The sequence below is a fragment of the Variovorax sp. YR266 genome, assembly GCF_900107295.1.
GTDB lineage: Bacteria > Pseudomonadota > Gammaproteobacteria > Burkholderiales > Burkholderiaceae_C > Variovorax.
Genome location: NZ_FNPM01000013.1, coordinates 63,118 through 88,363, shown reverse-complemented (window position 1 = coordinate 88,363; position 25,246 = coordinate 63,118). Strand labels below are relative to the sequence as shown.

22 protein-coding genes are annotated in these 25,246 nt (G+C 67.5%); 6 read left to right on the top strand and 16 right to left on the bottom strand.

Annotation, left to right across the window (positions count from 1 at the left end):
- Window positions 1-4 precede the first annotated feature (4 nt).
- The 7 genes from BLW48_RS27715 to BLW48_RS27680 all read right to left on the bottom strand — a co-directional run bounded on the left by BLW48_RS27715 (window position 5) and on the right by BLW48_RS27680 (window position 8,716).
- A complete protein-coding gene (locus BLW48_RS27715) occupies window positions 5-1,120 on the bottom strand; it encodes an acyl-CoA dehydrogenase family protein (protein ID WP_093178657.1) in 1,116 nt (371 codons plus the stop codon).
- 41 nt (window positions 1,121-1,161) lie between these two features.
- Window positions 1,162-2,610 carry an L-seryl-tRNA(Sec) selenium transferase gene (gene selA, locus BLW48_RS27710; protein ID WP_093178656.1) on the bottom strand — a complete coding sequence of 483 codons (1,449 nt, stop codon included), beginning with the start codon at window positions 2,608-2,610 and terminating at the stop codon, window positions 1,162-1,164.
- Window positions 2,610-3,638, bottom strand: a complete 1,029-nt coding sequence (fdhE, locus tag BLW48_RS27705; RefSeq protein WP_093178655.1) for a formate dehydrogenase accessory protein FdhE — start codon at window positions 3,636-3,638, stop codon at window positions 2,610-2,612. Before fdhE ends, selA begins: the two co-directional genes overlap by 1 nt.
- A gap of 10 nt (window positions 3,639-3,648) precedes the next feature.
- On the bottom strand, window positions 3,649-4,272 hold the full coding sequence (locus BLW48_RS27700; RefSeq protein WP_093077367.1) for a formate dehydrogenase subunit gamma: 624 nt from the start codon (window positions 4,270-4,272) through the stop codon (window positions 3,649-3,651).
- 10 nt (window positions 4,273-4,282) lie between these two features.
- On the bottom strand, window positions 4,283-5,248 hold the full coding sequence (fdxH, locus tag BLW48_RS27695) for a formate dehydrogenase subunit beta (RefSeq protein ID WP_093178654.1): 966 nt from the start codon (window positions 5,246-5,248) through the stop codon (window positions 4,283-4,285).
- A gap of 3 nt (window positions 5,249-5,251) precedes the next feature.
- A complete protein-coding gene (fdnG, locus tag BLW48_RS27690; RefSeq protein ID WP_143047794.1) occupies window positions 5,252-8,329 on the bottom strand; it encodes a formate dehydrogenase-N subunit alpha in 3,078 nt (1,025 codons plus the stop codon).
- A gap of 90 nt (window positions 8,330-8,419) precedes the next feature.
- Window positions 8,420-8,716, bottom strand: a complete 297-nt coding sequence (locus tag BLW48_RS27680) for a hypothetical protein (protein WP_093178653.1) — start codon at window positions 8,714-8,716, stop codon at window positions 8,420-8,422.
- 201 nt (window positions 8,717-8,917) lie between these two features.
- Here BLW48_RS27680 and BLW48_RS27675 point away from each other — a divergent pair, with 201 nt between their 5' ends.
- Window positions 8,918-11,434, top strand: coding sequence for an ABC transporter permease (locus BLW48_RS27675; protein WP_093178652.1), 2,517 nt, complete (start codon window positions 8,918-8,920; stop codon window positions 11,432-11,434).
- A 93-nt stretch (window positions 11,435-11,527) separates the two neighbouring features.
- Window positions 11,528-13,201, top strand: a complete 1,674-nt coding sequence (locus tag BLW48_RS27670; RefSeq protein WP_256330953.1) for an AAA family ATPase — start codon at window positions 11,528-11,530, stop codon at window positions 13,199-13,201.
- Here BLW48_RS27670 and BLW48_RS27665 read toward each other — a convergent pair whose 3' ends face one another.
- Window positions 13,202-14,128, bottom strand: coding sequence for a LysR family transcriptional regulator (locus tag BLW48_RS27665; protein WP_093178651.1), 927 nt, complete (start codon window positions 14,126-14,128; stop codon window positions 13,202-13,204).
- A 107-nt stretch (window positions 14,129-14,235) separates the two neighbouring features.
- Here BLW48_RS27665 and BLW48_RS27660 point away from each other — a divergent pair, with 107 nt between their 5' ends.
- Window positions 14,236-15,747, top strand: a complete 1,512-nt coding sequence (locus BLW48_RS27660) for an MFS transporter (RefSeq protein ID WP_093178650.1) — start codon at window positions 14,236-14,238, stop codon at window positions 15,745-15,747.
- Between the two features lie 7 nt (window positions 15,748-15,754).
- Here BLW48_RS27660 and BLW48_RS27655 read toward each other — a convergent pair whose 3' ends face one another.
- Window positions 15,755-16,651, bottom strand: a complete 897-nt coding sequence (locus BLW48_RS27655) for a LysR family transcriptional regulator (protein WP_093178649.1) — start codon at window positions 16,649-16,651, stop codon at window positions 15,755-15,757.
- A gap of 124 nt (window positions 16,652-16,775) precedes the next feature.
- On the opposite strand from BLW48_RS27655, the gene BLW48_RS27650 reads away from it, so the two are divergent.
- The 3 genes from BLW48_RS27650 (at window position 16,776) to BLW48_RS27640 (ending at window position 18,751) form a co-directional block, all read left to right on the top strand.
- Window positions 16,776-17,519, top strand: a complete 744-nt coding sequence (locus tag BLW48_RS27650; protein ID WP_093178648.1) for an SDR family oxidoreductase — start codon at window positions 16,776-16,778, stop codon at window positions 17,517-17,519.
- Window positions 17,520-17,564: 45 nt separating this feature from the next.
- A complete protein-coding gene (locus BLW48_RS27645) occupies window positions 17,565-18,461 on the top strand; it encodes an SDR family NAD(P)-dependent oxidoreductase (RefSeq protein WP_093178646.1) in 897 nt (298 codons plus the stop codon).
- Between the two features lie 65 nt (window positions 18,462-18,526).
- A complete protein-coding gene (locus BLW48_RS27640; protein WP_093057985.1) occupies window positions 18,527-18,751 on the top strand; it encodes a SlyX family protein in 225 nt (74 codons plus the stop codon).
- 10 nt (window positions 18,752-18,761) lie between these two features.
- On the opposite strand, the gene BLW48_RS27635 is transcribed toward BLW48_RS27640, so the two are convergent.
- Genes BLW48_RS27635 through cyoB form a run of 7 tightly spaced genes read right to left on the bottom strand, consistent with a single transcriptional unit; the run spans window position 18,762 to window position 25,245 of the window.
- Window positions 18,762-19,451, bottom strand: coding sequence for a PAQR family membrane homeostasis protein TrhA (locus BLW48_RS27635; RefSeq protein ID WP_177142429.1), 690 nt, complete (start codon window positions 19,449-19,451; stop codon window positions 18,762-18,764).
- 36 nt (window positions 19,452-19,487) lie between these two features.
- A complete protein-coding gene (locus BLW48_RS27630) occupies window positions 19,488-20,033 on the bottom strand; it encodes a response regulator transcription factor (RefSeq protein ID WP_093057984.1) in 546 nt (181 codons plus the stop codon).
- Complete coding sequence (locus tag BLW48_RS27625) at window positions 20,014-21,447, bottom strand: ATP-binding protein (RefSeq protein ID WP_177142428.1); 1,434 nt, start codon at window positions 21,445-21,447, stop codon at window positions 20,014-20,016. Before BLW48_RS27625 ends, BLW48_RS27630 begins: the two co-directional genes overlap by 20 nt.
- A complete protein-coding gene (locus tag BLW48_RS27620; RefSeq protein ID WP_093178644.1) occupies window positions 21,404-22,201 on the bottom strand; it encodes an SURF1 family protein in 798 nt (265 codons plus the stop codon). Before BLW48_RS27620 ends, BLW48_RS27625 begins: the two co-directional genes overlap by 44 nt.
- The gene (cyoD, locus tag BLW48_RS27615; RefSeq protein WP_093057982.1) at window positions 22,201-22,599 is read right to left on the bottom strand and encodes a cytochrome o ubiquinol oxidase subunit IV; all 399 of its coding nucleotides are present in this window, start codon (window positions 22,597-22,599) and stop codon (window positions 22,201-22,203) included. Before cyoD ends, BLW48_RS27620 begins: the two co-directional genes overlap by 1 nt.
- Window positions 22,596-23,249 carry a cytochrome o ubiquinol oxidase subunit III gene (cyoC, locus tag BLW48_RS27610; RefSeq protein ID WP_093057981.1) on the bottom strand — a complete coding sequence of 218 codons (654 nt, stop codon included), beginning with the start codon at window positions 23,247-23,249 and terminating at the stop codon, window positions 22,596-22,598. Before cyoC ends, cyoD begins: the two co-directional genes overlap by 4 nt.
- Window positions 23,242-25,245 carry a cytochrome o ubiquinol oxidase subunit I gene (gene cyoB / locus BLW48_RS27605; protein ID WP_093057980.1) on the bottom strand — a complete coding sequence of 668 codons (2,004 nt, stop codon included), beginning with the start codon at window positions 25,243-25,245 and terminating at the stop codon, window positions 23,242-23,244. The genes cyoC and cyoB overlap by 8 nt, the downstream gene beginning before the upstream one ends.
- Window position 25,246 lies beyond the last annotated feature (1 nt).

Sequence of the window (25,246 nt, the reverse complement as noted above, 5' to 3'; positions counted from 1 at the left end):
TTCCTCAGAACAGCGGCAGGCCGGTGATGGCCTTGCCGATGAAGTCGTACAGCACGTCGGAGGTCGGTGCCATCACGCTCGATGCGCGCGCATCGCGGAACAGCCGTTCGATACCTGCCTCCTTGCGGAAGGCCGCGCCACCGCATACGCGCATGGCGATGTCGGTGACTTCGAGCGCGGCTTCGGCGGCGGCCGCCTTCACTTCGAGCACGCGCAGCATGGTGTCGGGGCGGCTCGCGCCGATGGCGGCCACGGTGTCGTCGAGCAGCGCCTGCACCATGTCGGTCTTGATGCGCGCACGTGCCAGGTAGGCGCGAATGGTCGGCAGGTCGGCCAGCGACGAATCGAGGTGCACGTGCTTCGTCTGGCTCACATGGCCGATGGCACGGCTCAGGGCGCCTTCCATCAGGCCGGTCGAACACGCGGCACTGAGCACCGAGAACCACGGCAGCACCACGCCCATCATGGCGTCGAAGCCCTTGCCGTCTTCGCCGAGCCGGGCGCCGGCTGCGATGCGCACATCCTTCGCGGTGATCGGCGTGGAGGCGTTGCCGCGCAGCCCCAGTCCGTCGAAGCGGCCGGGCTGGCTCAGGCCATCGGACTTCGCATCGACCAGCCACAGCGTGCTGGCGCCTTCGGCCGCGAGCGGCTTGCTCGACCACACGTAGCTGTCGGCCTCGAAGGCGGACGTGACCCAGCTCTTGCGGGCATCGAGCACCACGTTCGCGCCATCTGCGCGGGCGGTGCCGGTGGGGGCCCAGAAGTGGCTGCGCGAATCGGCTTCGGAGAAAGCCAGCGTGCTCAGGTGCTTGCCCTCGGCAATCGCGCGGCGCGTGGCCTCGGGGCCGAACTGTTCGAGCACGGCAGTGGCGCAGTAGTGCATGCACACGACCATCGCGGTGGACGGGCAGGTCTGCGCGATGCGCGACACCACCTGCGCGGCTGCCTTCAGGCCCTGGCCCTGGCCCCCGACCGACGTGGCCGACACCAGCCCAAGCAGGCCGGCCTGGCCCAGCGCCTGGATCGTCTCTCGTGGAAAGCGTCCCTCGCTGTCGGTGCGCTGGGCCGAGGGCTGCAGCGTTTGCGTTTCGATACCGGCGAGCACTTCGAGGGGATTCATCGCTTTCTCCAGACAGGTGGTGGGTTGAGTGAGGGATCGGTCTACTGAAGCCGCTCGCGCAGTGCGCCGAGCTGGGCCGTGAAGGGCGCGCTGTCTTCCAGGCAGCGCAGGTCGAGCAGCAGGCGGTCTTCCGCGATGCGGCCAATCACCGGCAGCGGCAGGCCACGCAGCGCGGTGGCGAGGGCGTCGAGCGCGGTGCCCGTGCCCTTCTTCGAGGTGCCGGCCGGCGCGAGCGCAAGGCCGGCCGAGGGCAGGCGTTCGACCGGCAGCGAGCCGGAGCCGATCTGCCCGAGCAGCGGCACGACTTCGACGGTGAAGCGCGGTGACACCGCTGCCTGCACGGGCGCCTTCAACGCCTCGGCCATTTCGCGGATCGCATCGGCGGGCCGTGTGAGCAGCCGCAGCGTCGGCAGGTCTTGCGCAAGACGCTCGGGCCGCAGGTACAGCGACAGCGTGGCTTCGAGCGCGGCCAGCGGCAGCTTGCTCATGCGCAGCGCGCGCTTCATCGGGAACTTGCGGATGCGGCCCACGGCGGCCTTGCTGCCGACGATCAGCCCGGCCTGCGGACCGCCCAGCAGCTTGTCGCCCGAGAAGGTGACCACGTCGCAGCCGGCTGCAAGCATCTCCTGCGGCAGCGGCTCGCGCGGCAGGCCGTAGTGCGCGAGGTCGACCAGCGAGCCGCTGCCCAGGTCAGTCGCCAGCGGCACGCCGCGTGCATGCGCGATGCCGGCGAGCGTGGCTTCGTCGACTGCGGCGGTAAAGCCCTGCACGGCGTAGTTGCTGGTGTGCACCTTCATCACCAGCGCGGTGTGTTCGTTGATGGCGCGCTCGTAGTCCTGCGGATGCGTGCGGTTGGTGGTGCCGACCTCGACCATGCGCGCGCCCGCGCTGGCCATCACGTCGGGCATGCGGAAGGCGCCGCCGATCTCGACGAGCTCGCCGCGCGAGACGATCACTTCGCGATCGCGTGCCAGTGCCGCGATGGTGAGCAGCACGGCGGCCGCGTTGTTGTTGACCACCGTGGCGGCCTCGGCGCCGGTGATGCTGCACAGCAACTCTTCCACCAGCGAGTCGCGGTCGCCTCGGCTGCCGGTGGCGAGGTCGTATTCGAGGTTGTTGGGCGAGGTCATCACCGCGAGCAGCCGCTGCAGCGCTGCGTCGGCCAGCAGTGCGCGACCGAGGTTGGTATGGATGACGGTGCCGGTGAGATTCAGCACGGCGCGCATGCGCGGTGCGAGGCGGGCCTGGATGCGCGCTGCAAGCGCATCGCCGAGTGCGTCGTGCTGCACCTCGGCGGCCATCAGCTTGCCCGCCACAGCCCGCGCGCGAAGCCCTTCGAGCAGCGCACGGGCCTCTTTCACCACCAGCGTATGGCCGTGCTCGGCCAGCAATGCGCCCGGCACGGCGAGGCGCAGCAGTTGATCGACAGAAGGCAGATCCTGGGGCCTTGCCGTCGAGCCGTGGACCACGGACTCTTCGGGCGCTGCCATCAGCCGCCTCCGCCGTCGTCGGGGATTTCGGGGTCGCCGAACAGCAGCATCAAATTGTGGCCGCTGCGTTGATGGCCGGCTTCGGAGACGAGCAGATCGAGCGTGACGCTGGCGAGGTCGTCGGCGACGGGCTCGACCTCGGGGTCTTTCTCCATCGCGATCTGCTTGAGGTAGTGGCCGCAGCTGTCGCAGCACTCGGCCTTGACTGCGCCTTCGCGCGCGCCGGTGGCCGGCAGCTCCACGCCGGGTTGCGGGGAGAGCGATTCGAAGTGAATGCCCTTGGTGCTCTCGCAGTGCGTGCACTTGATGCGCACGTAGTGCCACTCGGTGCTGCACAGCGAACAGTGCAGGTAGCGAAAGCCCGCTTCGTCGGCACCGATGCGCGTGATGCTCACGGTGGGCACGCTGCCGCAGCAGGGGCATTCGTTGCCGGGATCGGTGCGGCCGAAGATGTTCTCGCCTTCGCGGTCGGCCACCTGCAGCACGAGCTGCGTCCAGTAGGCCTGCAGCCCTGCGGCAATCAGCGGCGCGGCTGCGAGGTCGAGGCCGAACATGATGCGGCGCGAGAGCCGGTCGGCCTGCTCGTTGATCCACGCATCGTCGGCCGCCACCACGCGGTCGAGCGTGTCGCGTGCGGGGCCTTCGGGCAGCCGTGCGCGGAAGAGGCCGAGCAGACGGCGAAGCTCCTGCAGCCACACCGGATCGCGCGTCCAGCCGAAAGCGGGCATCGGCGGTTTCAGCACTTTCGATGCGGCTTCGAGTGAATCGGATTCAGGTAACGTGACCGGTGCGTAGTCCTGCAGCACCTGGTGCTGCGCCTGCGCAAGATCGGCGATGAAGATCAGGTACTCCCGCATCGAATGCGAAGCCGCGAGCTGGCGCAGCCGCAATTGCCGGTCGGAGAACACAAGGGACCGAACCGGCAAACGCAGGAACGGCATCTGCCGTCCGGCCTGCATCGCGATCTGTTCAGGATCGAGGATGCGGGTGGTCCGGATCGGCGGTGGGCTGCCGGTGGAACTCGTCATCGGGGCAGTATCACTCACCTCGCGTCATTTTGCGATGCCACAGGGGATGGTTGAGCTTGGCCCAGCCTTCCGTGACCGTGCCGCGCGTCATCGCGCGCAGCGTGCCCTTGACCCAGATGGCCGCGTAGATGTGCGTGATGACCGAAATAATCAGCACCACGGCCGACACCGAATGCACCACCACCGCGATGCGCCGCAGGAGAATCGGGAAGAACCCGACGAACCACGGGCTCCAGAACATGAAGCCCGTCACCAGCAGCAACAGCAGGCTGACACCGAAGGCCCAGAACACCAGCTTCTGCCCCGCGTTGTACTTGCCCACCGGCGGCATGCTCGACTTGTCGCCCTTGAGCATCTTCGGCGCGTTGGCGATCCACTCGCGGTCGCCGCGGTCGAGGATGTTCTCGCGCCACATCGCGCCGAACAGGAACACGAAGCCCAGCACCATCAGCAGCCCCATGAACGGATGCAGGATGCGCGTCCACGGCCCGCCGCCGAACAGCGTGCTCAGGAAGAACAGGGCAGGGTGGAAGAAGGCCAGGCCCGAGAGCGCGGCCGCGAAGAACATGATCGCGACGAACCAGTGGTTCATGCGCGTGGCGTCGCGGTAGCGGCGAAGGTAATAGCGTGTCATCGCGTTCTCCTCATGCACGGGGCGCGGTGGATGGTGCGGGGGGTGACGCAGGCGGCTCTTCGATCACCACCACGTCGTCGGGCTTGCCATCGCGGTCGGCATCCGGATGCTCGTCCTTCGGCTCGATGGGGCCGGTCTTCATGTAGTGGAAGAAGCTGCCCACCACGGCGCCGATCATGGCGACCATCGCGAGCGGCTTGGCCACGCCCTTCCACAGTGACACCAGCGGGCTGATGTGCGGGTCTTTCGGCAGGTCGGCGTACAGGCCCGGCCGGTCGGCGTGCTGCAGCACGTACATCACGTGCGTGCCGCCCACGCCGGCAGGGTCGTACACGCCGGCGTTGGAAAAGCCGCGCTCCTTCAGGTCGACAATGCGCTCCGAGGCGTACTCGTGCATGTCTTCCTTGGTGCCGAAATGCAGCGCGCCCGTGGGGCAGGCCTTGACGCAGGCCGGCTCCAGGCCCACGCCCACGCGATCTGAGCACAGCGAGCACTTGTAGGCCTTGTTGTCGGCCTTGCTGATGCGCGGTACGTCGAAGGGGCAGCCGGTCACGCAGTTGCCACAGCCCACGCAGTGCTCGCTGATGAAGTCGACGATGCCGTTGCTGTACTTGACGATGGCACCCGGCGCCGGACACGACTTCAGGCAGCCCGGGTCGTCGCAGTGCATGCAGCCGTCCTTGCGGATCAGCCATTCGAGCTTGCCGGCCTCGGGTTCGACTTCGGAGAACTTCATCACCGTCCATGAGGAAGGCGTGAGATCGACCGGGTTGTCGTAGGTGCCGTGCATGGTGCCCACGTCGTCGCGCAGGTCGTTCCACTGCATGCATGCGACTTGGCAGGCCTTGCAGCCGATGCAGGTCGACACGTCGATCAGCTTGGCCACCTGCTGCACCTGCGGGCGGCTGCGGATGTCGGGCGACGGCGTGGTCGTGGCCGATCGGGCAGCGATGTCCAGGGTTTGAAGGGAAGACATCGCTCAGGCCTTTTCGATGTTCACGGTGAACGACTTGTACTCGGGCGTCTGTGTGTTCGCATCGCCCACGAAAGGCGTGAGCGTGTTCACCAGATACCCCGGCTTGGCCACGCCGACGAAGCCCCAGTGGTTCGGCAACCCCACCGTGTGAACGGTACGGCCATCGACCTGCAGCCCGACGATGCGCTTGGTGACCAGCGCCACGGCCTTGATGAAGCCGCGCTTGCTCGACACCTTCACCATGTCGCCATTGGCGATGCCTTTGTCCTTGGCAAGCTCTTCGCCAATTTCGACGAACTGCTGCGGCTGGATGATGGCCGAGGTGCGCACGTTCTTGGTCCAGTAGTGGAAGTGCTCCGTGAGCCGGTAGCTGGTCGCCACGTACGGGAAGTCCTTCGGCACGCCGAGACGCTCGAGGTCGCCCTTGAAGATGCGTGCCGCGGGGTTGGCGCGCGCCTTCTCGTTGTTCGGGTGCATCAGGTTGTTGACCAGCGGCGACTCGAAGGGCTCGTAGTGCTCGGGCAGCGGTCCTTCAGCCATGCCCGTCGGCGCGAAGAGCCGGGCCACGCCCTCGGCCGTCATGATGAAGGGGCGCACCGCGTCGGCTTCCGTCGGGTTCGCGTCGGGCCGGATGTCGGGAACGTCGGCGCCGGTCCACTGCTTGCCGTTCCACGCGATGAGGCCGCGCTTGGCGATCCACGGCTTGCCGGTGGCCGGATCGGTCGAGGCACCGTTGTAGAGGATGCGCCGGTTCGCGGGCCAGGCCCACGCCCAGTTCTGCACCATGCCGATGCCGTACGGGTCGGCGTTGTCGCGCCGTGCCATCTGGTTGCCGGCCTGTGTCCATGCGCCGCTGTAGATCCAGCAGCCGCTGGCGGTGCTGCCGTCGTCGCGCAGCAGGCCGAAGCCCGAGAGCTGCTCGCCGGCCTTGGCTGTTGGCGGCTTGGTCGGGTCCTTCGGGTCGAGCAGGTCGGTCAGCGCGCGGCCGTTGTATTCCATCGCCAGTTCCTGCGCGGAAGGCGAGTGCGGAATCTTGTAGGGCCAGGTGAGGTTGACGATCGGGTCGGGATACGCGCCGCCGTCCTTCGCGTAGGCCGTGCGAATGCGGTTGAAGATGCCCGCGATGATCTCGATGTCGCCCCTGGCCTCGCCCGGCGGCTCCGCGCCCTTCCAGTGCCACTGCAGCCAGCGGCTGGAGTTGGTGAGCGAGCCGTCTTCCTCCGCGAAGCAGGTCGAAGGCAGGCGGAACACCGTGGTCTGGATGTCGGTGGTCTTGACGTCGTTGAACTCGCCGAAGTTGCGCCAGAACTCGCTGGTCTCGGTCATCAGCGGATCGATGGTGACGAGGAACTTGAGCTTGGACAGCCCATCGACGATCTTCTTCTTGTCCGGGAACGAGCCCACCGGGTTGAAGCCCTGGCAGATGTAGCCGTTGAGCTTGCCCTGGTTCATGAGCTCGAAGGCCTGCAGGATGTCGTAGAGCTTGTCGATCTTCGGCAGGTAGTGGAAGGCCCACTCGTTCTCCGCCGTGGCCGCGTTGCCCCACCACGCCTTCTGCATGCTGACGAAGAACTTCGGGTAGTTCTGCCAGTAGCTCATCTGGTTGGGGCGCAGCGGCTTCAGCGCGCGGGTCTTGTAGTAGACGTCCAGCGTCTGCTCGCTGTCACGCGCCAGCGACATGTAGCCGGGCAGGGAGTTCGACAGCAGCCCCAGGTCGGTCAGGCCCTGGATGTTGCTGTGGCCGCGCAGCGCGTTCATGCCGCCGCCGGGCACGCCGATGTTGCCCAGCAGCAGCTGCACGATGGCGCCGGTGCGGATCATCTGCGAGCCCTGGCTGTGCTGCGTCCAGCCCAGCGCGTACATGATGGTCATGGTTCGCGTGGAGGTGCTGGTGCTCGCGATGTACTCGCACACCTTCAGGAACTTGTCCTGCGGCGTGCCGGTGATGCGGCTCACCAGCTCGGGCGTGTAGCGCGAGTAGTGCCGCTTCATCACCTGCAGCACGCACTGCGGGTCCTGCATGGTCATGTCGACCTTGGCCATGCCCTGCTCGTCGAGTGCGTAGCCCCACGACTTGGGGTCGTAGTTGCGCTTCTCGGCGTTGTAGCCGCTGAACAGGCCGTCCTCGAACTTGTAGTCAGGCCCGACGATGAACGGCGCGTTGGTGTAGTTGCGCACGTACTCCGTCTGGATCTTGTCGTTGCCCAGCAGGTAGTTGATGACCCCTGCGAGGAACGCGATGTCCGAGCCCGCGCGTATCGGGGCGTAGTAGTCGGCCATGGCGGCCGAGCGCGTGAAGCGCGGGTCGACCACGACAAGGCGCGCCTTGTTCTGCTTCTTGGCCTCGATGACCCACTTGAAGCCGCACGGATGCGCCTCCGCGGCATTGCCGCCCATGATCAGCACGACATCCGCGTTCTGGATGTCCTGCCAATGGTTGGTCATCGCGCCTCGTCCGAACGTCGGGGCCAGACTGGCCACCGTAGGTCCGTGTCAAACGCGTGCCTGGTTGTCGAACACCAGCATTCCGGTCGAGCGGAATGCCTTGTGCGTGATGTAGCCCGTTTCGTTGGACGAGGCCGAGGCGCAGAGCATGCCGCTGCTGGTCCAGCGGTTCACGGTCTTGCCCTCGGCGTTGGTGGTCTGGAAGTTGGCGTCGCGGTCGGCCTTGAGCAGCTTGGCGATGCGGTCGAGCGCCTCGTTCCAGCCGATGCGCTTCCATTCGGTGCTGCCGGCCTCGCGCACCTCGGGGTACTTCAGGCGGTTGGGGCTGTGCACGAAGTCGAGCAGGCCCGCGCCCTTGGGGCACAGCGTGCCGCGGTTCACGGGGTGGTCGGCATCGCCCTCGATGTGGAGGATGTCGGACACCACGTTCTTCGCCTTGTCGCCAAGGCTGTACATGATGAGCCCGCAGCCCACCGAGCAGTACGGGCAGGTGTTGCGGGTCTCGGTGGTGCGCGCGAGCTTGAAGTTGCGGGCCTCGGCCAGCGCGGCGGTCGGCGAGAAGCCGAGCGCCACGATGCTGGAGCCGACCAGCCCCGCACTGCTGACGCGGAAGAATTGCCGGCGGTTCATGTCCATGACGTGACCTCCTGCAGCGGTGAAGTGGGGTGTTTCATCGTGATCTTCTTTTTGCCGGGAAACTTGATTGAATGAATCAGTCGGGCCACGCTACTTGGGCGCCGCAGTGCCGTCGCCACCGCTCGGCGCGGGCGCCGCGCCGCCGGAAGAGCCGCCACCGCCCGGGCCGCTCATGCCGCCGATGGCTGTGCCGCCTTCGGACGGGCCTTTATGGGAAGCGGAGGATTCGACCTTGTCGCCGGACTCGGCGGGCTTGATGCCCGTCGGGCTCGCGCCGGTGGTGCCGCCTTCGGCCTTCGGCGTGGGGACCTTGGGATCGCAGGCACTCGCCAGCATGCCTGCGACAAGGCACAGGCCGACGATCTGCAAACGCTGACATCGGGGCATCGACACTCCTTGGGGAAGGACGGGTCTGACAACGGGCTGTTTTTATGGCCTCGTTTTTCGCTCTCCGGGAGTGCCCGGTTTGCGACAAACGGGATACGTTTGTCGCATCATGCGACAGCATCCTGTCGGGATCAAGGGCCGAAAGGGCGCAATAACCCTTGAATCCAGCCGTGCCCCCGACCGTCGGCTATCGTTCGCGCCATGAATGCCTCCCTCCGCCTGGGTTGGCGCACGCTCTGGCGCGACCTGCGCGCCGGCGAACTGCGCCTGTTGATCGTTGCCGTGGTGCTGGCCGTGGCCGCGCTCACGGCTGTCGGCTTCTTCGCCGACCGCCTGCAGGGCGGGCTCAAGCGCGACGCGCGCCAGCTGCTGGGCGGCGACGCGGTGATCGTCAGCGACAACCCGACGCCCGAGGCCTTCGTGGCGCAGGCGAAATCGCTGGGCCTGGAAGGCAGCGGCACTTACGGCTTTCCGACCATGGCGCGAGCCGGGGACGCGCAGGGCGGCGCCAGCAAGCTGGTGGCGCTGAAGGCCGTGGCTGCTGGTTACCCACTGCGCGGCAACCTGCAGACCTCCACCACCGTCGACGGGCCGGGCGCCGTCACGCGCGACATCCCGTCGCCGGGCGAAGTGTGGGTCGATGCCTCGCTGCTCGACTCGCTCGCGCTCAAGGTCGGCGACACGATGCTGCTGGGCGACACCGGCCTGCGCGTCGGCCGCGTCATCACGCTGGAGCCAGACCGTGGCGCCGGCTTCATGAGCTTCTCGCCACGCGTGATGCTCAACCAGGCCGACGTGCCGCGCACCGGGCTCGTGCAGCCCGCCAGCCGCGTCGGCTATCGTTACGCGGTGGCGGGCAGCGACGCGGCGGTGAAACGCTTCAGCGACTGGGCCGACGCCACCATCAAGAAGGGCGAGCTGCGCGGCGTGCGGCTCGATTCCTTCGAGGGCGGCCGCCCCGAGATGCGCCAGACGCTGGACCGCGCCGAGAAATTCCTGAGCCTGGTCGCGCTGCTCGCGGCGCTGCTGTCGGCCGTGGCGGTGGCGCTGGCCGCGCGCGGCTTCGCGGCCAGCCACCTCGACGACTGCGCGATGCTGCGGGTGCTGGGCCAGAGCCAGCGCACCATCGCCGTGGCCTATTCCTTCGAGTTCGCGGTGATCGGCATCGTGGCCAGCGGGCTGGGCGTGGCGATCGGCTTCGCGGTGCACTACGTGTTCGTGCTGCTGCTGGCGGGGCTGGTCGAAACCGCGCTGCCCGCGGCCACCTTGTGGCCCGTGGCCTTCGGGCTCGGCATGGGGCTCACGCTGCTGTTCGCCTTCGGCCTGCCGCCTGTGCTGCAGCTGGCCCGAGTGCCGCCGCTGCGCGTGATCCGGCGCGACGTGGGCGGGCTCAAGCCGGCATCGCTCGCGGTGCTGGGCGTTGGCGTGGCGGGCTTCGCGGCGCTGCTGATGGCGGCGAGCAGCGACATCAAGCTGGGGCTGATCGCGGTCGGCGGCTTCGCGGGTGCGGTGGCGGTGTTCGCGCTGCTGAGCTGGCTGGCGGTGAAGGTGCTGCGACGCAGCGTCAACGAAACGACGGCGCCGCGCTGGCTGGTGCTCGCCACGCGGCAGATTTCGGCGCGGCCGGCGTACGCGGTGGTGCAGGTCAGCGCGCTGTCGGTCGGCTTGCTGGCGCTGGTGCTGCTGGTGCTGCTGCGCACCGACCTCGTCGCGAGCTGGCGCCAGGCCACGCCGCCCGATGCGCCGAACCGCTTCGTCATCAACGTCATGCCCGACCAGAGCGATGCCTTCCAGAAGTCGCTGCGCGACGCGGGCGTGGGCAAGTTCGACTGGTACCCGATGATCCGTGGCCGCCTGATCGCCATCAACGACAAGCCCGTGACGCCCGACGACTACGCCGAAGATCGCGCCAAGCGCCTGGTGGACCGCGAGTTCAACCTGAGCAACAGCGTGGATGCGCCCGCGCACAACACCATCACCGTGGGCAAGTGGACGCCCGATGCGGCGGGCGAGGTGAGCGTGGAAGAGGGCCTGGCCGAGACGCTGGGCCTGAAACTCGGCGACTCGCTGCGCTTCGACATCGGCGGCATGCAGAACGAGGCTCGCATCACCTCGCTGCGCAAGGTCGACTGGGGCTCGATGCACGCCAATTTCTTCGTGATGTACACGGTGGCCTCGCTGGCCGACGTGCCCACCACCTACATGGGCGCCTTCCGCGCGCCCGAGACCCGGGGCTTCGACAACGCACTGGTGCGCAGCTACCCGAACGTGACCAACGTCGACATGAGCGCCACCATCAACCAGGTGCAGCGCGTGCTCGACCAGGTGATCCGCGCGGTCGAGTTCCTGTTCGGCTTCACGCTCGCGGCCGGGCTGGTGGTGCTGTTCGCGGCGGTGACGGCCACGCGCGAGGAGCGGGCACGCGAGTTCGCGGTGATGCGCGCGGTGGGCGCGCGCGCCAGCCTGCTGCGGCAGGTGCAGCGCGCCGAGCTGGTGGGTGTCGGGCTGCTCGCTGGTTTTCTCGCGAGCATCGTGGCTTCGGTGATCGGCTGGGCCCTGGCGCGCTTTGTGTTCGAGTTCACCTGGACTGCCTCGCCCATCGTGCCGGTGGCCGGCGCGCTGGCCGGCGCGGTGCTGGCACTGGGCGCGGGATGGTGGGGCCTGCGCGACGTGCTGCGCCGCCCGGTGGTCGACACGCTGCGGCGCGCTGCCGAGTAGCCATCTTTTTCTTCGGGGTCGAGCCGAACGGGGTCGTGGAATGCAATACATTCCCCGACCCCGTATTCAATTCACTCGGAAGAATCTTTCTACATGCGCTTGGCGTCATTCCAGATCACCAACTTTCGCTCGATCAACGACAGCGGCCTCATCGACTCCACACAGATCACGGCGATCCTCGGTCGAAATGACAGCGGCAAATCGAACCTGCTGCGCGCACTCCACAGCCTGAACCCCGCAGAGGGCCTGGCCGAACTCAGCCCCATCAAGGACTTTCCCCGCCACCGGCGCCTGGAAGAGTGCACCGGTGACACCCCCGTCGTCTTCACACGCTGGAGCCTGGACGAGAGCGAGCAGGCCGAACTGGCCGCGATCCTGCCGCGCGCGGCGGGCGTGCGCCACGTCACCGCCGCCCGCGGCTATGGCACGGCGCGCCTGGCCGGGCTCGAAGGGCTCACGGCGCTGTCGCTCGACGTGAGCGACATCAAGGGCAAGGTCCGCAAGATCGTGCCGGCCGTGAAGGCCGCCGCCGAAAAGGTCGCCGAGGAAGCGAAGGCCACGCTCGAGCAGGAGGCCGACACCTTCGACGCCGCGATGATCATGAGCCCCGACTACATCAAGTGGTCGGCCGGCGCGGTCAAGGCGGCGCAGGCCCTGCGCAAGGCGCTGGCCGTGGCGGGCGCCGAACTCAGCGACAAGCAGGAGCAGATGCTGGCCGAGCTGGAAGACATGGCCCTGTCCATCTCCAACGACACGCCCGCGCTCGCCCGCGCGCAGGCCTGGGTGATCGGGAAGCTGCCGCGCTTCGTCTATGTCGACGAATACCCGGCACTGCCCGGCCGCCAGAACATCGCCGAGTACCTGGGGCGCCAGGGCTGGGGCCAGCTCACGCCCGAGCAGCAGAGCTTCGGCAAGCTGTGCAAGGTCGCGGGGCTCGATCCGCAGCAGCTGCAAAACCTGCTCGAAAAGAACGACCAGGCCACGCGCAACCAGCTCGTCAACCGTGCCGGCTCGGTGGTGACGGCAGAGATCCGCCGCCTCTGGAAAGATCGTCCGCTGAAAGTGCGCTTCAACCTCGACGGCCAGTACCTCGACACGCTGGTGTCCGACCCGAACGGTGCCTACGAGGTCGAAGTGAACCTCGACGAACGCAGCCGCGGCTTCCAGTGGTTCTTCTCGTTCTACATCGCGTTCTTTGCTGACACGAAGGGTGGGCGCGCGGAAGACGCGGTGCTGCTGCTGGACGAACCCGGGCTGCACCTGCACCCGCACTCGCAGGCCGATCTGCTGGCGCACTTCGAGAAAGACTTCGGCAACCAGATCATCTACACCACGCACTCGCCGTTCATGGTGCCCGCGCATCGGCTCGACTCGGTGCGCACGGCCAGCCTCGGCGAGACCAGCGGCACCACTGTGAGCAATGCCGCGGAGGGCGACGAGCGCACGCTGTTCCCGCTGAAGGCTGCACTGGCACTGAGCCGGCTTGGGAGCGAGCCGGTGGCTGTGAAGGCGGAGCCGACGAAGCCGGCGGCTGCAAAAACGGTGACTGCAGAGGGCGTGAAGCCTGTCAGGGCGGCCAAGCCCGCGGAGGTGATGCCTGCCGCCGTGGCCGCGCCTGCCGAAGTGGCGCCCGTTGCCGCGGTCGTTGAGCCTGTCGCCGCACCGGTCGTCGCCCCGGTCGCGGTGCCACCCGCCACCGTGGCTGCGGCTCCCGCGCCGATGGCCGCGCCTGCCGAGGCGGTCGCCGAGCAGGTGGAACCGGGCTGATCATCCGCGCGCGGCCTGCCTCGTGACCGGGGTGGGCGGGACTTCGTCGCCCTCCTTGAACATCCGCTCCCCCGCAAAGTCCACAAACGCCCGCACCTTCGGCGACAACTGCCGGCTCGACGGCCACAGCGCCGAGAACTGCCCCTGCCGCACGAGGTGCGTGGCCAGCACGCGCTGAAGCTCGCCGCGGCAAAGCGAATCGCGCGCCAGGAAGTCGGGCATGTAGGCCACGCCGAGTCCGGCCACGGCCGCGCCCAGCATGGCTTCCATGTTGTTGCACAGCAGGCCGGGCGGCAGTTGCGCGGGCAGCCCGGGCAGGTCCCATTCCTCGACCTTGCCGCCGGTCACGAACTTGTAGCGCAGGCAGGCGTGCTGTGTCAGGTCGGCCGGCACCTGCGGCACGCCGTGGCGTTCGAGATAAGCCGGTGACGCCACCAGCACGAACTGGAACGGGCCGAGCCGCCGCGCCACCAGTTGCGAATCGACCAGGTCGCCGCTGCGAATTACCACGTCGACGCCCTCGGCGATCACGTCGACCAGCCGGTCGTTGAAGTCGAGGTCGAGCTCGATCTCGGGGTAGCGCGCCTTGAAGTCCGGAAGGATCGGCAGCAGGAAGCGGTAGCCGATGGTCGGCAGGCTCACGCGCAGCCGGCCGCGCGGGGCGGCGACGGCGTCTTGCATCATGGCGCGCGCATCGTCCAGCTCGTCGAGGATGCGGCGGCAGCGCTCGTGGAAGAGCGCGCCTTCCTGCGTCAGCCGCGTGTGGCGCGTGGTGCGGTTGAAAAGGCGCACGCCGAGCTGCTGCTCGAGCCGTGCGACGTTCTTGCCCACCGCCGAAGCCGAGATGCCCAGCTGCCGGCCGGCCTTGGCAAAGCTCAGCTGGTCGGCCGCACGCACGAAGGATTCGAGTCCGCTGAAGCTGTCCATGGATTGGCAACCCTGGGTTGGGAGTGTGAGGATCAATGGCGCCATTTTCATTCCATTGATTCCTTTCTATCTTCTGTGGCTTCCTTTCTCCTGCGTGAAAGCCTTCGATGTCCACGTCTTCTCCCAACAAGAACTGGCTGCTGGCCGCCGTCTGCCTGGCAGCGCTGGGCATGCCGCTGAGCTTCACCGGCCCGGCGGTGGTGCTGCCCGCGATCCGCGATGCGCTGGGCGGCAGCCCGGTGCAGCTCAACTGGGTGACCAACGCCTTCATGCTGAGCTTCGGCGCCACGCTGATGGCGGCCGGGGCGCTGGCCGATGCCTATGGGCGCAAGCGCGTGTTCCTGCTGGGGCTCGCGGTGGTGGCGCTGAGCAGCTCGCTGCTGACGCTGGCCCCCGGCATCGTCGCCTTCGATCTGGCGCGGGCCCTGCAGGGGCTGGGCTCGGCCGCGGCCTTCGCGGCGGGCACGGCCGCGCTGGCGCAGGTGTTCGACGGCGCAGCGCGCACGCGGGCCTTCAGCCTGATCGGCACTTCGTTCGGCGTGGGGCTGTCGTGCGGCTCCATCCTCTCGGGCTGGCTTGCCGAGAGCTTCGGCTGGCAGGCGGTGATGCTGAGCCCCGGCGCGGTCAGCCTCGTGGCGCTGTGCATCGCCGCGCCGAGCATGCGCGAGTCGCGCAATCCGGATGCCATGGGGCTCGACATGCCGGGCACAGCGACTTTCACCGCCGCGCTGAGCCTGCTGACGCTCGGCGTACTGCAGGCACCCGACAGCGGCTGGGGCAGCCCGTGGGTGCTTTGCGCGCTGGCGGGCGCGGCGCTGATGGGCACGGCTTTCATCGCCATCGAGCGGCGCGTGGCGCATCCCATGCTCGATCTGTCGCTGTTCCGTTTTCCGCGCTTCGTGGGCGTGCAATTGCTGGCTGCCGCGCCGGCCTATGGCTTCGTCGTACTGCTGGTGCTGCTGCCGATCCGCTTCATCGGGCTCGAAGGGCGCAGCGCGATCGAGGCGGGGACTTTCATGTTCGCGCTCTCGGGGCCGATTCTCATCGTGCCGACGCTGGCTGCATCGCTTGCGCACCGGTTCTCGGCGGGCGTGATTTCGGCCGTGGGGCTGCTGGTGTGCGCGGCGGGGCTGTTCTGGCTCAGCCGCTGCGCGCCGGGCACGCCGCTGCACGACATCGTGTGGCCGCTGTTGTTGATCGGCGCCGGCATCGGCCTGCCCTGGGGCCTGATGGACGGGTTGGCCGTGAGCGTGGTGCCGCGCGAGCGGGCGGGCATGGCGTCGGGCATCTTCAACACCGTGCGGGTGGCGGGGGAGGGGATTGCGCTGGCGCTGGTGGGGGCCGGACTGACGGCACTTGTGACGGCGCAACTGGGGCATGCCGCCGCCGCATCGCAGGCGGCGCAGCGGGTGACCACCGGGAACATGTCGCAGGCGCTGGCCCTGCTGCCCGGCATGGACCGCGCGGCGCTGCTGCATGCCTACGGCGCCGCGTTCGGCACGCTGCTGTGCGTGCTGGCAGGCGTGACGGTGATGACGGCGCTGGTGGTGTTCGCGTTCCTGCGTGGCGAGACACAGGCCGAGGCTGGTGCCGTCGTGCTGGAGTCGACGGCCTGTTGAGACCTGCTCAGGCTTGCGCGGCCGCCTCGAAGATGTCGCGCAGCCACTGCGTGAACACTCGCACCCGCGACGACAGCTGCCGGTTCTGCGCATAGAGCACCGAAACCGGCATCGGCGGTGGCGCGAAGCCGGGCAGCAGCACCTTCAGTCGCCCGTCTGCAAGTTCGCGGGCCACACGGTAGCGCGGCACCTGCACCAGCCCCAGGCCCGCGACGGCCGAGCCGGTGTACAGGTCGGCGCCCGTCACCGAGACGATGCCGCCGAGCTGCACGCTCGTCACCCGCCCGTCGACCGTGAATTCGAGCGGCACCGCCTTGCCCGTGGCGCTGGAGATGTAGTGGATGGCGCGGTGCACCGACAGCGCTTCCACGCTCTCGGGCTCGCCGCGCTGCGCCAGGTAGGCCGGGCTCGCGACCGTGACTTGCGGCAACAGCGCCACGCGCCGCCCGACCATCGATGAATCTTGCAGCGTGCCCGCGCGCAGGACGCAGTCGACGCCTTCGCGCACCAGGTCGACCAGCCGGTCGTCCTCGCCGATGTGCAGTTCCAGATCGGGATATCGCGCCAGGAACGCCGGCAGCGCGGGCACCACGAAATGCCGCGCCAGCGTGCCCTGCAGGTTCACGCGCAGCAGCCCCTTGGGCGCCTCGTCGCGGAACAGGCCTTCGGCCTCTTCCACGTCGGCCAGCAGCCGCACGCAACGGCGGTAGTAGGCCTCGCCGTCCTGCGTGAGGCGCACGGTGCGGGTGGTGCGCTCCAGCAGCCGGGTGCCCAGGCGCTGCTCCACGCGCTTGATCAGGTTGGTGACGGTGGCGCGCGGAATCTGCAGGTCTTCGGACGCCTGCGTGAAGCTCTGGCGCTCGGCGATGCGCACGAAGGCCAGCATTTCCTGGAAGCGGTCCATGGGGTGATCTTGGAATTTATTGTTGAAGTAAATGGAATGGTAATGGCGATTCAAGGCTAATTATCTTTGGGTTGGAACGATCGATCATTCGTCTCACCAACCAACCACTGCAAAGGAAACAGCCATGAACAAGCCCTCCAACTCCAAAGTCGCCCTCGTCACCGGCGCATCGCGCGGCATCGGCGCCGCCATTGCGCGGCGGCTCGCCAAGGACGGTTTCGCGGTCGCCGTCAACTACGCGTCGAGTCCGGCGCAGGCCGACGCCCTCGTCGCCGAACTGCAGGCCGCCGGCGGCAAGGCCTTCGCGGTCAAGGCCGACGTGGCCAGCGCCGGCGAAGTGCGCGCCATGTTCAACGCCGTCGAGGCGCAGCTTGGCAAGGTCGACGTGCTGGTCAACAACGCCGGCGTGCTCAAGACCGTGCCGCTGGCCGAGCACACGGACGCGCTCTACGACCAGACCTTCGACATCAACGTACGCGGTACCTTCAACACGCTGCGCGAAGCTGCCACGCGCCTCAACGAGGGCGGGCGCGTCGTCAACTTCTCGAGCACCACGCTCGCGCTGAACATGCCCGGCTATGCGATCTACAACGCCACCAAGGCGGCGGTCGAGGCCTTCACGCACGTCTTCGCCAAGGAGCTGCGCGGCCGAAACATCACGGTGAACGCCGTGGCGCCGGGCCCGATCGCCACCTCGCTGTTCCTCGACGGCAAGACCGAAGAACAGATCCAGACCTTCGCCAGGATGCCGCCGCTGCAGCGCCTCGGCCAGCCCGAGGACATCGCTTCGGTGGTGGCCTTCCTCGCCGGCCCGGACGCGGGCTGGGTCAACGGGCAGGTCCTGCGCGCCAACGGCGGCGTGGCCTGAGCTATTCGCTTTCTCGGATCAACCCAACCCATACGGAGAAACCTCATGCAAAAGCAGATCATCCTGGTCACCGGTGCTGGCACCGGCATTGGCAAGCTCAGCGCGCAATCGCTGGCCGAAGCCGGCCACGTCGTCTACGCGTCGATGCGCGACATCGCAGGCCGCAATGCCGGCCGCGCCGCCGAACTGCGCTCGCTCGCTGCGGCGAAGAACATTCAGCTGCACCCACTCGAACTCGACGTGCTCTCGCAGGACTCGGCCGATGCCGCCGCCGCGACCATCGTGCGCGAGCAGGGCCACCTCGACATGGTGATGCAGAACGCCGGCCACCTCGTGGTCGGTCCGACCGAGGCCTTCACGCCCGAGGAGATCGTGAAGGTGTTCGACACCAACGTGCTCGGCGCGCAGCGCGTGAACCGCGCAGTGCTGCCGTACCTGCGCAGGCAGGAGTCGGGGCTGATGCTGTGGATCAGCAGCACCACCACCAAGGGCGGCTTTCCGCCGTTCATGGGCCCTTATGGCGCGGCCAAGGCGGCGATGGATTCGCTGGCGGTCACGCTAGCCTACGAGATCGCGCGCTTCGGCATCGAGACTTCCATCGTCGTGCCGGGCGCCTTCACCAGGGGCACCGACCATTTCCCGAGCGCGGGCAAGCCGGCCGATGCCGCGACCGCCACCGCCTACAGCCGCTACGACGGCGTGATGGACCAGATCGGCGAACGCCTCTCGGCGCTGACGCCCGACAACGCCGACCCGCAGGCCGTGGCCGACGAGATCGTGCGCATCGTGGGCCTGCCCGCCGGCACACGGCCGATGCGCTCGCTGATCGACTTCGTGGGCGACGGTGCGACGGAGGTGTTCGAGGTGTCGGAGCGTGTGCGCATCGAGTTCGCGAAGCGCATCGGCATGGGCGATCTGCTCGAAGCGAAGGTACGGCGCTAAGAGGCTAAGAGGAGGCTAAGGGAGGCGTCATAAAAGGTGGGTCGGTCTTCCTGTCCAATAGCGGCATGGAAAACCCACCCCACGATCTCGCGGAACGCGTGACCGAGCTCGAGATCAAGTCGAGCTACGCCGAAGACCTGCTCGACCAGCTGAACATGACGATCTACCGCCAGCAGCAGCAGATCGACCGGCTGATCCTGCAGGTGACGCAACTCAAGGAGCAGAGCCAGAACGCGATGCAGGACGGCGCCGCGCGCAACCCGCGCGACGAGCTACCGCCGCATTACTGAGTCAGGAAAATCAGCCGTGCGAGTGCCAGAGCACGGCGAAGAAATGGCAGGTGCTGCCCGCCAGCACGAACAGGTGCCACACCGAATGCGCGAAGCGCACCTTGTTGTCGAACAGGAACACCACGGCTCCCGCCGTATAGAAGAGCCCACCGGCCACGAGCCAACCCAGCCCTGCCGGTGACATGCGCTCGTACAGCGGCACCGCAGCCATCAGCGCCATCCACCCCATCGCCACATAGAGTCCGGTCGACCACAGCGGGTGCTGCAGCCGGTTGAACAGCTTGGCGCTCACGCCCAGCACGGCCGCCGCGCAGATGGCGCCGAACAGCGTCCACCCCAGCGGCCCGCGCAGCACGCCGAAGAGAAAGGGCATGTAGCTGCCCGCGATGAAAAGGTAGATGGCCGCGTGGTCCAGCCGGTTGAACCAGGCCTTGGCCCGGCCCATGGGCAGTGCGTGGTACAGCGTGGAGATCAGGTACAGCACGATGGCCGTGCCCGCGAAAAGACAGGCGCCGACCACGCCCGCGGCCTGCCCCTTCTGCACCGCGTTGTAGACCAGGATGGGCAGCGCGGCGATGGCCAGCGCCAGGCCCAGGCCGTGGCTCAGGGCATTGAAGAGTTCTTCCATCGCCGTCTGGTCGCGGGCTGCCAGCACGGAGGTGCGCTGCGAGGGTTGCGTCTGGGAGGGAGCTGTCGTCATCGGAACCTCATGCAGATGGAGGGATGTAGTGGTTGCCTACTTGACCTGCTGCTTGCCCAGCTTGCGCGCCAGCGTACGCCGGTGCATGCCGAGCCTGCGCGCGGTCTCCGAGATGTTGAAGCCGGTTTCGGCCAGCGTCTCGTGGATGCGCTCCCATTCGAGCGTCTTGATCGAGGTCGAGCGGTTGGTCAGCTCGACCTCCGTGGTGCCGGCGGCGCGGCCGAAGGCGGCCTCGATGTCGTCGGTGTTCGACGGCTTGGCCAGGTAGTGGCAGGCGCCGAGCTTGATGGCTTCCACCGCGGTGGCGATGCTGGCGAAGCCCGTCAGCACCACGATCAGCATCTTGGGGTTGTGCCGGTGCAGCATCTGCACGGCGGCCAGGCCCGAGGCCTCGCCGTTGAGCTTCAGGTCGACCACCGCGTAGCCGGGCGAGGCGGTGGCCAGCAGGGCGTCGACTTCCGCGAGGTTGCCTGCCTGCGTGACGGCATAGCCGCGGCGCTCGAAGGAGCGGCCGAGCGCGCGCGCGAAGGCATCGTCGTCCTCGACGATCAGCAACTGGCGCTCAGCTTCGGTTTCGGTCATTGCCTTCCACTTCGATGGTCTCGCCGTCGAGGACCTTTTCGTCGTCCTCTTCCGCCTCTTCTTCCAGCACGATGGCCGCGAGCGGCAGCGTGATCTTCACGATGGCGCCGCCCTCGGGCCGGTTGGCCGCCGCGACGCGGCCGCCGACAGTGCGCGCCACGTTCACGACCAGGAACAGCCCGAGCCCACCGCCGGGGCGGCCCTTGCTCGACTGATAGGGTTTGCCGAACTCCTTCAGGATGGCCGGCAGGAAGCCGGGGCCTGCGTCCGTGACCGTGATCGTCAGCGCGTCGGCGTCGTGCGCCGCCTCAAGGCGCAGCCAGTGCGGCGACGCCTCCAGCGCATTGTCGAGCACGTTGCAGATCATCTGCTTGAGGGCCGAGTCGGAGACCATGGGCAGGTCCCGGCCAAAGCGGTTGTCGTACTCGAAGTCTTCCACGGGGCGGGTGGTGCGCCACTCTTCGATCAGGTCGTCGAGGAAGGTGCTGACCGTGGTTTCTTCCGACGATTCGCCGCGCGCCTCGCCGGCCGACAGCAGGATGCCGCTCACGATGCTCTTGCAGCGCTGGATCTGCAGCTCCATCTCGGCCACCTCGGTCAGCAGCTCGGGGTCGGAGCTGAAATGCGGCAGCCGGCGCCAGTCGCCCAGGATCACCGCCAGCGTGGCCAGCGGCGTGCCCAGCTCGTGCGCCGCGCCCGAAGCCAGCAGGCCCATGCGCACGATGTGTTCTTCTTCCGAGGCGCGCTGGCGCAGGTCGGCCAGCCGGGCGTCGCGCGCGCGCAGGTTGCGGCCGATGCGGGTGATGAAGATCACGAGCAGCGCCGCGTTCAGCGCGAAGCACACCAGCATGCCCTGGATGTAGGGGCTCCACAGGCCGCGGTTGTGGTCCAGCGGCAGCGCGAGCGGACGCGAGAACAGCGCCAGCCCGGCGAAGCAGATGCTGGTGATGACCACGATGGTCCAGGTCGACCAGGGCTTCAGCAGCACCGCGCCGAGCGTCACCTGCAGCAGGAACAAAAACACGAAGGGGTTGGTCGCGCCGCCGCTCAGGTAGAGCTGCGCCGTGAGCGTGGCCACGTCGACCAGCAGCGCGAGGAACAGTTCGCCGTTGGTCACGCGCCGGTGGCTGCGCGAACGCAGCAGGCTCACCATGTTGAAGAGCGCGAGGCAGGTCAGCACCTGCAGCATGTGGTCCAGCGGCAACCGGATCGCGAAGCCGTAGTGCACCACCAGGATGGTGACGACCTGCCCGACCACGGCGAACCAGCGCAGCTGGATCAGCTGCTGCATGTTCTGGTGGCCGGTGGCGTTGTCGAGGCTCGCGACGCCGGCGCGGGGGGCGTGCAGTTCGCCCGCGACCGCGGCGGTGTCAGTCGTCGCGGCGAGCATCTTGGGCGGGGCGGGCTTCGGCATGGGCCGCATTTTCGTCGCTGCGCCGCACGAACCAGGCCGCGACCAGCACCATCAGGGCCAGGCCGTACCACGTAAGGGCATAAACCAGGTGGCTGTTGGGAAAGGCGATGACCGTCAGGCCGGCGGCGGGCCATGCGGGAGTGTCGATGGTGGCAGTGGCCTGCGCGGGCGCGGCCTCGGCATCGACGAAGTAGGGCGCGACGTCGTTCAGGCCGCGCGCCGCGGCAATGGCCTGCACGTCGCGCGAGAACCAGCGATCGGCGGCCGCGTCGTTCTTGCGCAGGAAGCCGCCCTTGGGCTCGGTGAGGCGCAGCAGGCCGGCCACGGTGGTCTCGCCCTGTGGCTCTGGCGCGGTGCGGGCCGGGCGTTCGCGTGCTTCAGGCGGCACGAACCCGCGATTGACGAGCACCACGGTGCCGTCCCCGCTGCGCAGCGGGGTCAGCACCCAGAAGCCGGCGCCAAGCTTGGTGCTGGCCTGCACCAGCGTCTCTTTGTCGTGGAGGAAAGTGCCGGCAAGGCGGACATGCCGGTATTCGTCGTTGGCCGCGTTGACCGTGGGCCATTCGGTTCGCCCGGGCGCCGCTGCAGCCGGGGCATGCACGCGCTGGTCGACGCGGGCGATGAGATCGAGCTTCCAGGCCCTGCGCTCGACCTGCCAGGTGCCGAGCGCGAAGAAGCCGGCAAAGGCGAGGGCTGCGCCGACCGCCAGCGCCACCCGCGCGGCGGTGGAACGCTGGCGGACCGCTGCCGCCATCAGGGCATGTTCTTCATGTCGTGCATCGAGGCCGGCATCATGTTGGTGTTCATGTGGTACATGACCCACAGCGAACCGGCCAGCGTGATGACCACGAGCACGAGCGTGAAGATCAGCGCCAGCATGTTCCAGCCGCCTTCGGACTTGGCGTCCATGTGCAGGAAGTACACCATGTGCACCACGATCTGCACCACGGCGAAGGCCAGGATGACGAGGGCGGTGGTGTTGGGCTTGTCGAAGACCTTGGCCATCACGAGCCAGAACGGAATGGCGGTGAGGATCACGGCCAGCACGAAGCCGGTCATGTAGCCCTTGAAGGTGCTGTGGCTCACCGGGCCATCGTCGTGGCTGTCATGGCCATGTGCGCCGTGGCCGGCGGTTTCGGTGTGCGCGCTCATTGCAGCGATCCCATCAGATACACGAAGGTGAAGACGCCGATCCAGACCACGTCCAGAAAGTGCCAGAACATCGACAGGCACATCAGGCGGCGGCGGTTGGCGGCGGTGAAGCCGTGCTTGGGCAGCTGGATCATCAGCACGATGAGCCAGACGATGCCGAAGGTCACGTGCAGGCCGTGGGTGCCCACCAGTGCGAAGAACGACGACAGGAAGGCGCTGCGCTGCGGGCCCGCGCCTTCGTGGATCAGGTGCGCGAACTCGTACAGCTCCAGGCCGATGAAGCCCGCGCCCAGCAGGCCGGTGATGGCCAGCCAGACCAGCACGGCGCCCATGCGGCGCTTCTGCATCTCGAGCACGGCGAAGCCGTACGTGATGGACGACAGCAGCAGCAGCGAGGTGTTGATTGCCACCAGCGGCAGGTCGAACAGGTCGGCGCCCGAGGGGCCGGCCGCGTAGCTGCGGCCCAGCACGCCGTACACCGCGAACAGGCACGCGAAGATGAGGCAGTCGCTCATCAGGTAGAGCCAGAAGCCCAGCAGCGTGCCGTTCTCGGGGTGGTGGTCTTCGTTGCGGACGTTGAAGACCTCGAACGCGGGCGCGTTCGACGCTTGGCCGGCGCTGCCGGCGGAAAGAGCGGTGGTGTTAGACATGGGCAGCTAGCAGGCGCGTGCGCGCGTCTTCGGTGCTGACGACTTCTTCCGTGGGGATGTGATAGTCGCGCTTGTAGTTGAACGTGTGGATGATCACTGCGGCGAGCATGGCGACGAAGCCGATGCCGGCCACGAGCCACATCTGCCAGATCATTGCGAAGCCGCCCACCGCGGCCAGCGCCGCGATGATGAAGCCGGCAGCCGTGTTCTTGGGCATGTGGATCGGGCTGAAGCCTTCCAGCGGACGCTGGTAGCCGCGGGCCTTCATGTCGGACCAGGCGTCGTTGTCATGCACGCGCGGCGTGAACGCGAAGTTGTAGGCCGGCGGGGGCGACGAAGTCGACCATTCGAGCGTGCGGCCGTTCCACGGGTCGCCCGTGGTGTCGCGCAGCGATTCGCGGCGAATGAAGCTCACCACCAGCTGGATGATGAACGAGGCGATGCCCAGCGCGATCAGCACGGCGCCGAAGGCGGCAACCTGGAACCAGATCTGCAGCGACATGTCCTGGAAGTGGTTCATGCGGCGGGTGACGCCCATCAGGCCCAGGATGTACAGCGGCATGAAGGCGAACCAGAAGCCGACGATCCAGAACCAGAACGAGCACTTGCCCCAGAACGGGTCGAGCTTGTAGCCGAAGGCCTTCGGGAACCAGTAGGTGATGCCCGCCAGCATGCCGAACAGCACGCCGCCGATGATCACGTTGTGGAAGTGGGCGATCAGGAACAGGCTGTTGTGCAGCACGAAGTCGGCCGGGGGAACGGCCAGCAGCACGCCGGTCATGCCGCCGATCACGAAGGTGATCATGAAGCCGATGGTCCACATCATGGGCAGCTCGAAACGGATGCGGCCGCGGTACATGGTGAAGAGCCAGTTGAAGATCTTCGCGCCCGTCGGGATCGAGATGATCATCGTCGTGATGCCGAAGAACGAGTTCACGCTGGCACCGGAGCCCATGGTGAAGAAGTGGTGCAGCCAGACGAGGTACGACAGGATGGTGATCACGACCGTGGCGTACACCATCGAGGCGTAGCCGAAGAGGCGCTTGCCGGAGAAGGTGGAGACCACTTCCGAGAAGATGCCGAAGGCCGGCAGGATCAGGATGTACACCTCGGGGTGGCCCCAGATCCAGATCAGGTTCACGTACATCATGGCGTTGCCGCCGAGGTCGTTCGTGAAGAAGTTGGTGCCGACGTAGCGGTCGAGCGACAGCAGGGCCAGCACGGCGGTCAGCACCGGGAAGGCTGCAACGATCAGAACGTTGGTGCAGAGCGCGGTCCAGGTGAACACGGGCATCTTCATCATCGTCATGCCGGGCGCGCGCATCTTCACGATGGTTGCCAGCAGGTTCACGCCGGATAGCAATGTGCCCACCCCCGCTATCTGCAATGACCATATGTAGTAGTCGACCCCCACGTCGGGGCTGAAGAGAATGCCCGACAGCGGCGGGTAGGCCAGCCAGCCGGTCTTGGCGAATTCGCCGACGAACAGCGACGCCATCACGAGGCCGGCGCCGAAGGTGGTCATCCAGAAGCTGAAGTTGTTCAGGAACGGGAAGGCCACGTCGCGCGCGCCGATCTGCAGCGGCACCACGAAGTTCATGAGGCCCGTGACCAGCGGCATCGCCACGAAGAAGATCATGATCACGCCGTGGGCGGTGAAGACCTGGTCGTAGTGGTGCGGCGGAAGGAAGCCGGCGTTGTCGCCGAAGGCCATTGCCTGCTGGGCCCGCATCATCAGCGCGTCGGCAAAGCCGCGCAGCAGCATCACTAGGCCCAGGATGATGTACATGATGCCGATCTTCTTGTGGTCGATGCTGGTGATCCAGTCGCGCCACAGCATGCCCCACAGCTTGAAGTAGGTCAGTGCGCCGAGGACGGCGATGCCGCCCAGCACCACGCCCGCAAAGGTCGCGAGCAGGATCGGTTCGTGGAAGGGAATCGCCTCCCATGAGAGGCGGCCGAAGACGAGCTTCGTCAGGTCTAGGTTCTGCAACATC

Excerpts from the sequence above, each read along its gene's own strand:
- BLW48_RS27715 (WP_093178657.1), bottom strand. The coding sequence starts at position 1,120 with ATGAATCCCCTCGAAGTGCTCGCCGGTATCGAAACGCAAACGCTGCAG.
- cyoC (WP_093057981.1), bottom strand. The coding sequence starts at position 23,249 with ATGTCTAACACCACCGCTCTTTCCGCCGGCAGCGCCGGCCAAGCGTCG.
- BLW48_RS27700 (WP_093077367.1), bottom strand. The coding sequence starts at position 4,272 with ATGACACGCTATTACCTTCGCCGCTACCGCGACGCCACGCGCATGAAC.
- fdhE (WP_093178655.1), bottom strand. The coding sequence starts at position 3,638 with ATGACGAGTTCCACCGGCAGCCCACCGCCGATCCGGACCACCCGCATC.
- BLW48_RS27675 (WP_093178652.1), top strand. The coding sequence starts at position 8,918 with ATGAATGCCTCCCTCCGCCTGGGTTGGCGCACGCTCTGGCGCGACCTG.
- selA (WP_093178656.1), bottom strand. The coding sequence starts at position 2,610 with ATGGCAGCGCCCGAAGAGTCCGTGGTCCACGGCTCGACGGCAAGGCCC.
- BLW48_RS27650 (WP_093178648.1), top strand. The coding sequence starts at position 16,776 with ATGAACAAGCCCTCCAACTCCAAAGTCGCCCTCGTCACCGGCGCATCG.
- cyoB (WP_093057980.1), bottom strand. The coding sequence starts at position 25,245 with ATGTTGCAGAACCTAGACCTGACGAAGCTCGTCTTCGGCCGCCTCTCA.
- BLW48_RS27630 (WP_093057984.1), bottom strand. The coding sequence starts at position 20,033 with ATGACCGAAACCGAAGCTGAGCGCCAGTTGCTGATCGTCGAGGACGAC.
- BLW48_RS27670 (WP_256330953.1), top strand. The coding sequence starts at position 11,528 with ATGCGCTTGGCGTCATTCCAGATCACCAACTTTCGCTCGATCAACGAC.
- BLW48_RS27620 (WP_093178644.1), bottom strand. The coding sequence starts at position 22,201 with ATGGCGGCAGCGGTCCGCCAGCGTTCCACCGCCGCGCGGGTGGCGCTG.
- BLW48_RS27660 (WP_093178650.1), top strand. The coding sequence starts at position 14,236 with ATGTCCACGTCTTCTCCCAACAAGAACTGGCTGCTGGCCGCCGTCTGC.
- BLW48_RS27625 (WP_177142428.1), bottom strand. The coding sequence starts at position 21,447 with ATGCCGAAGCCCGCCCCGCCCAAGATGCTCGCCGCGACGACTGACACC.
- BLW48_RS27680 (WP_093178653.1), bottom strand. The coding sequence starts at position 8,716 with ATGCCCCGATGTCAGCGTTTGCAGATCGTCGGCCTGTGCCTTGTCGCA.
- BLW48_RS27655 (WP_093178649.1), bottom strand. The coding sequence starts at position 16,651 with ATGGACCGCTTCCAGGAAATGCTGGCCTTCGTGCGCATCGCCGAGCGC.
- BLW48_RS27665 (WP_093178651.1), bottom strand. The coding sequence starts at position 14,128 with ATGGACAGCTTCAGCGGACTCGAATCCTTCGTGCGTGCGGCCGACCAG.
- BLW48_RS27640 (WP_093057985.1), top strand. The coding sequence starts at position 18,527 with ATGGAAAACCCACCCCACGATCTCGCGGAACGCGTGACCGAGCTCGAG.
- BLW48_RS27645 (WP_093178646.1), top strand. The coding sequence starts at position 17,565 with ATGCAAAAGCAGATCATCCTGGTCACCGGTGCTGGCACCGGCATTGGC.
- fdxH (WP_093178654.1), bottom strand. The coding sequence starts at position 5,248 with ATGTCTTCCCTTCAAACCCTGGACATCGCTGCCCGATCGGCCACGACC.
- BLW48_RS27635 (WP_177142429.1), bottom strand. The coding sequence starts at position 19,451 with ATGACGACAGCTCCCTCCCAGACGCAACCCTCGCAGCGCACCTCCGTG.
- cyoD (WP_093057982.1), bottom strand. The coding sequence starts at position 22,599 with ATGAGCGCGCACACCGAAACCGCCGGCCACGGCGCACATGGCCATGAC.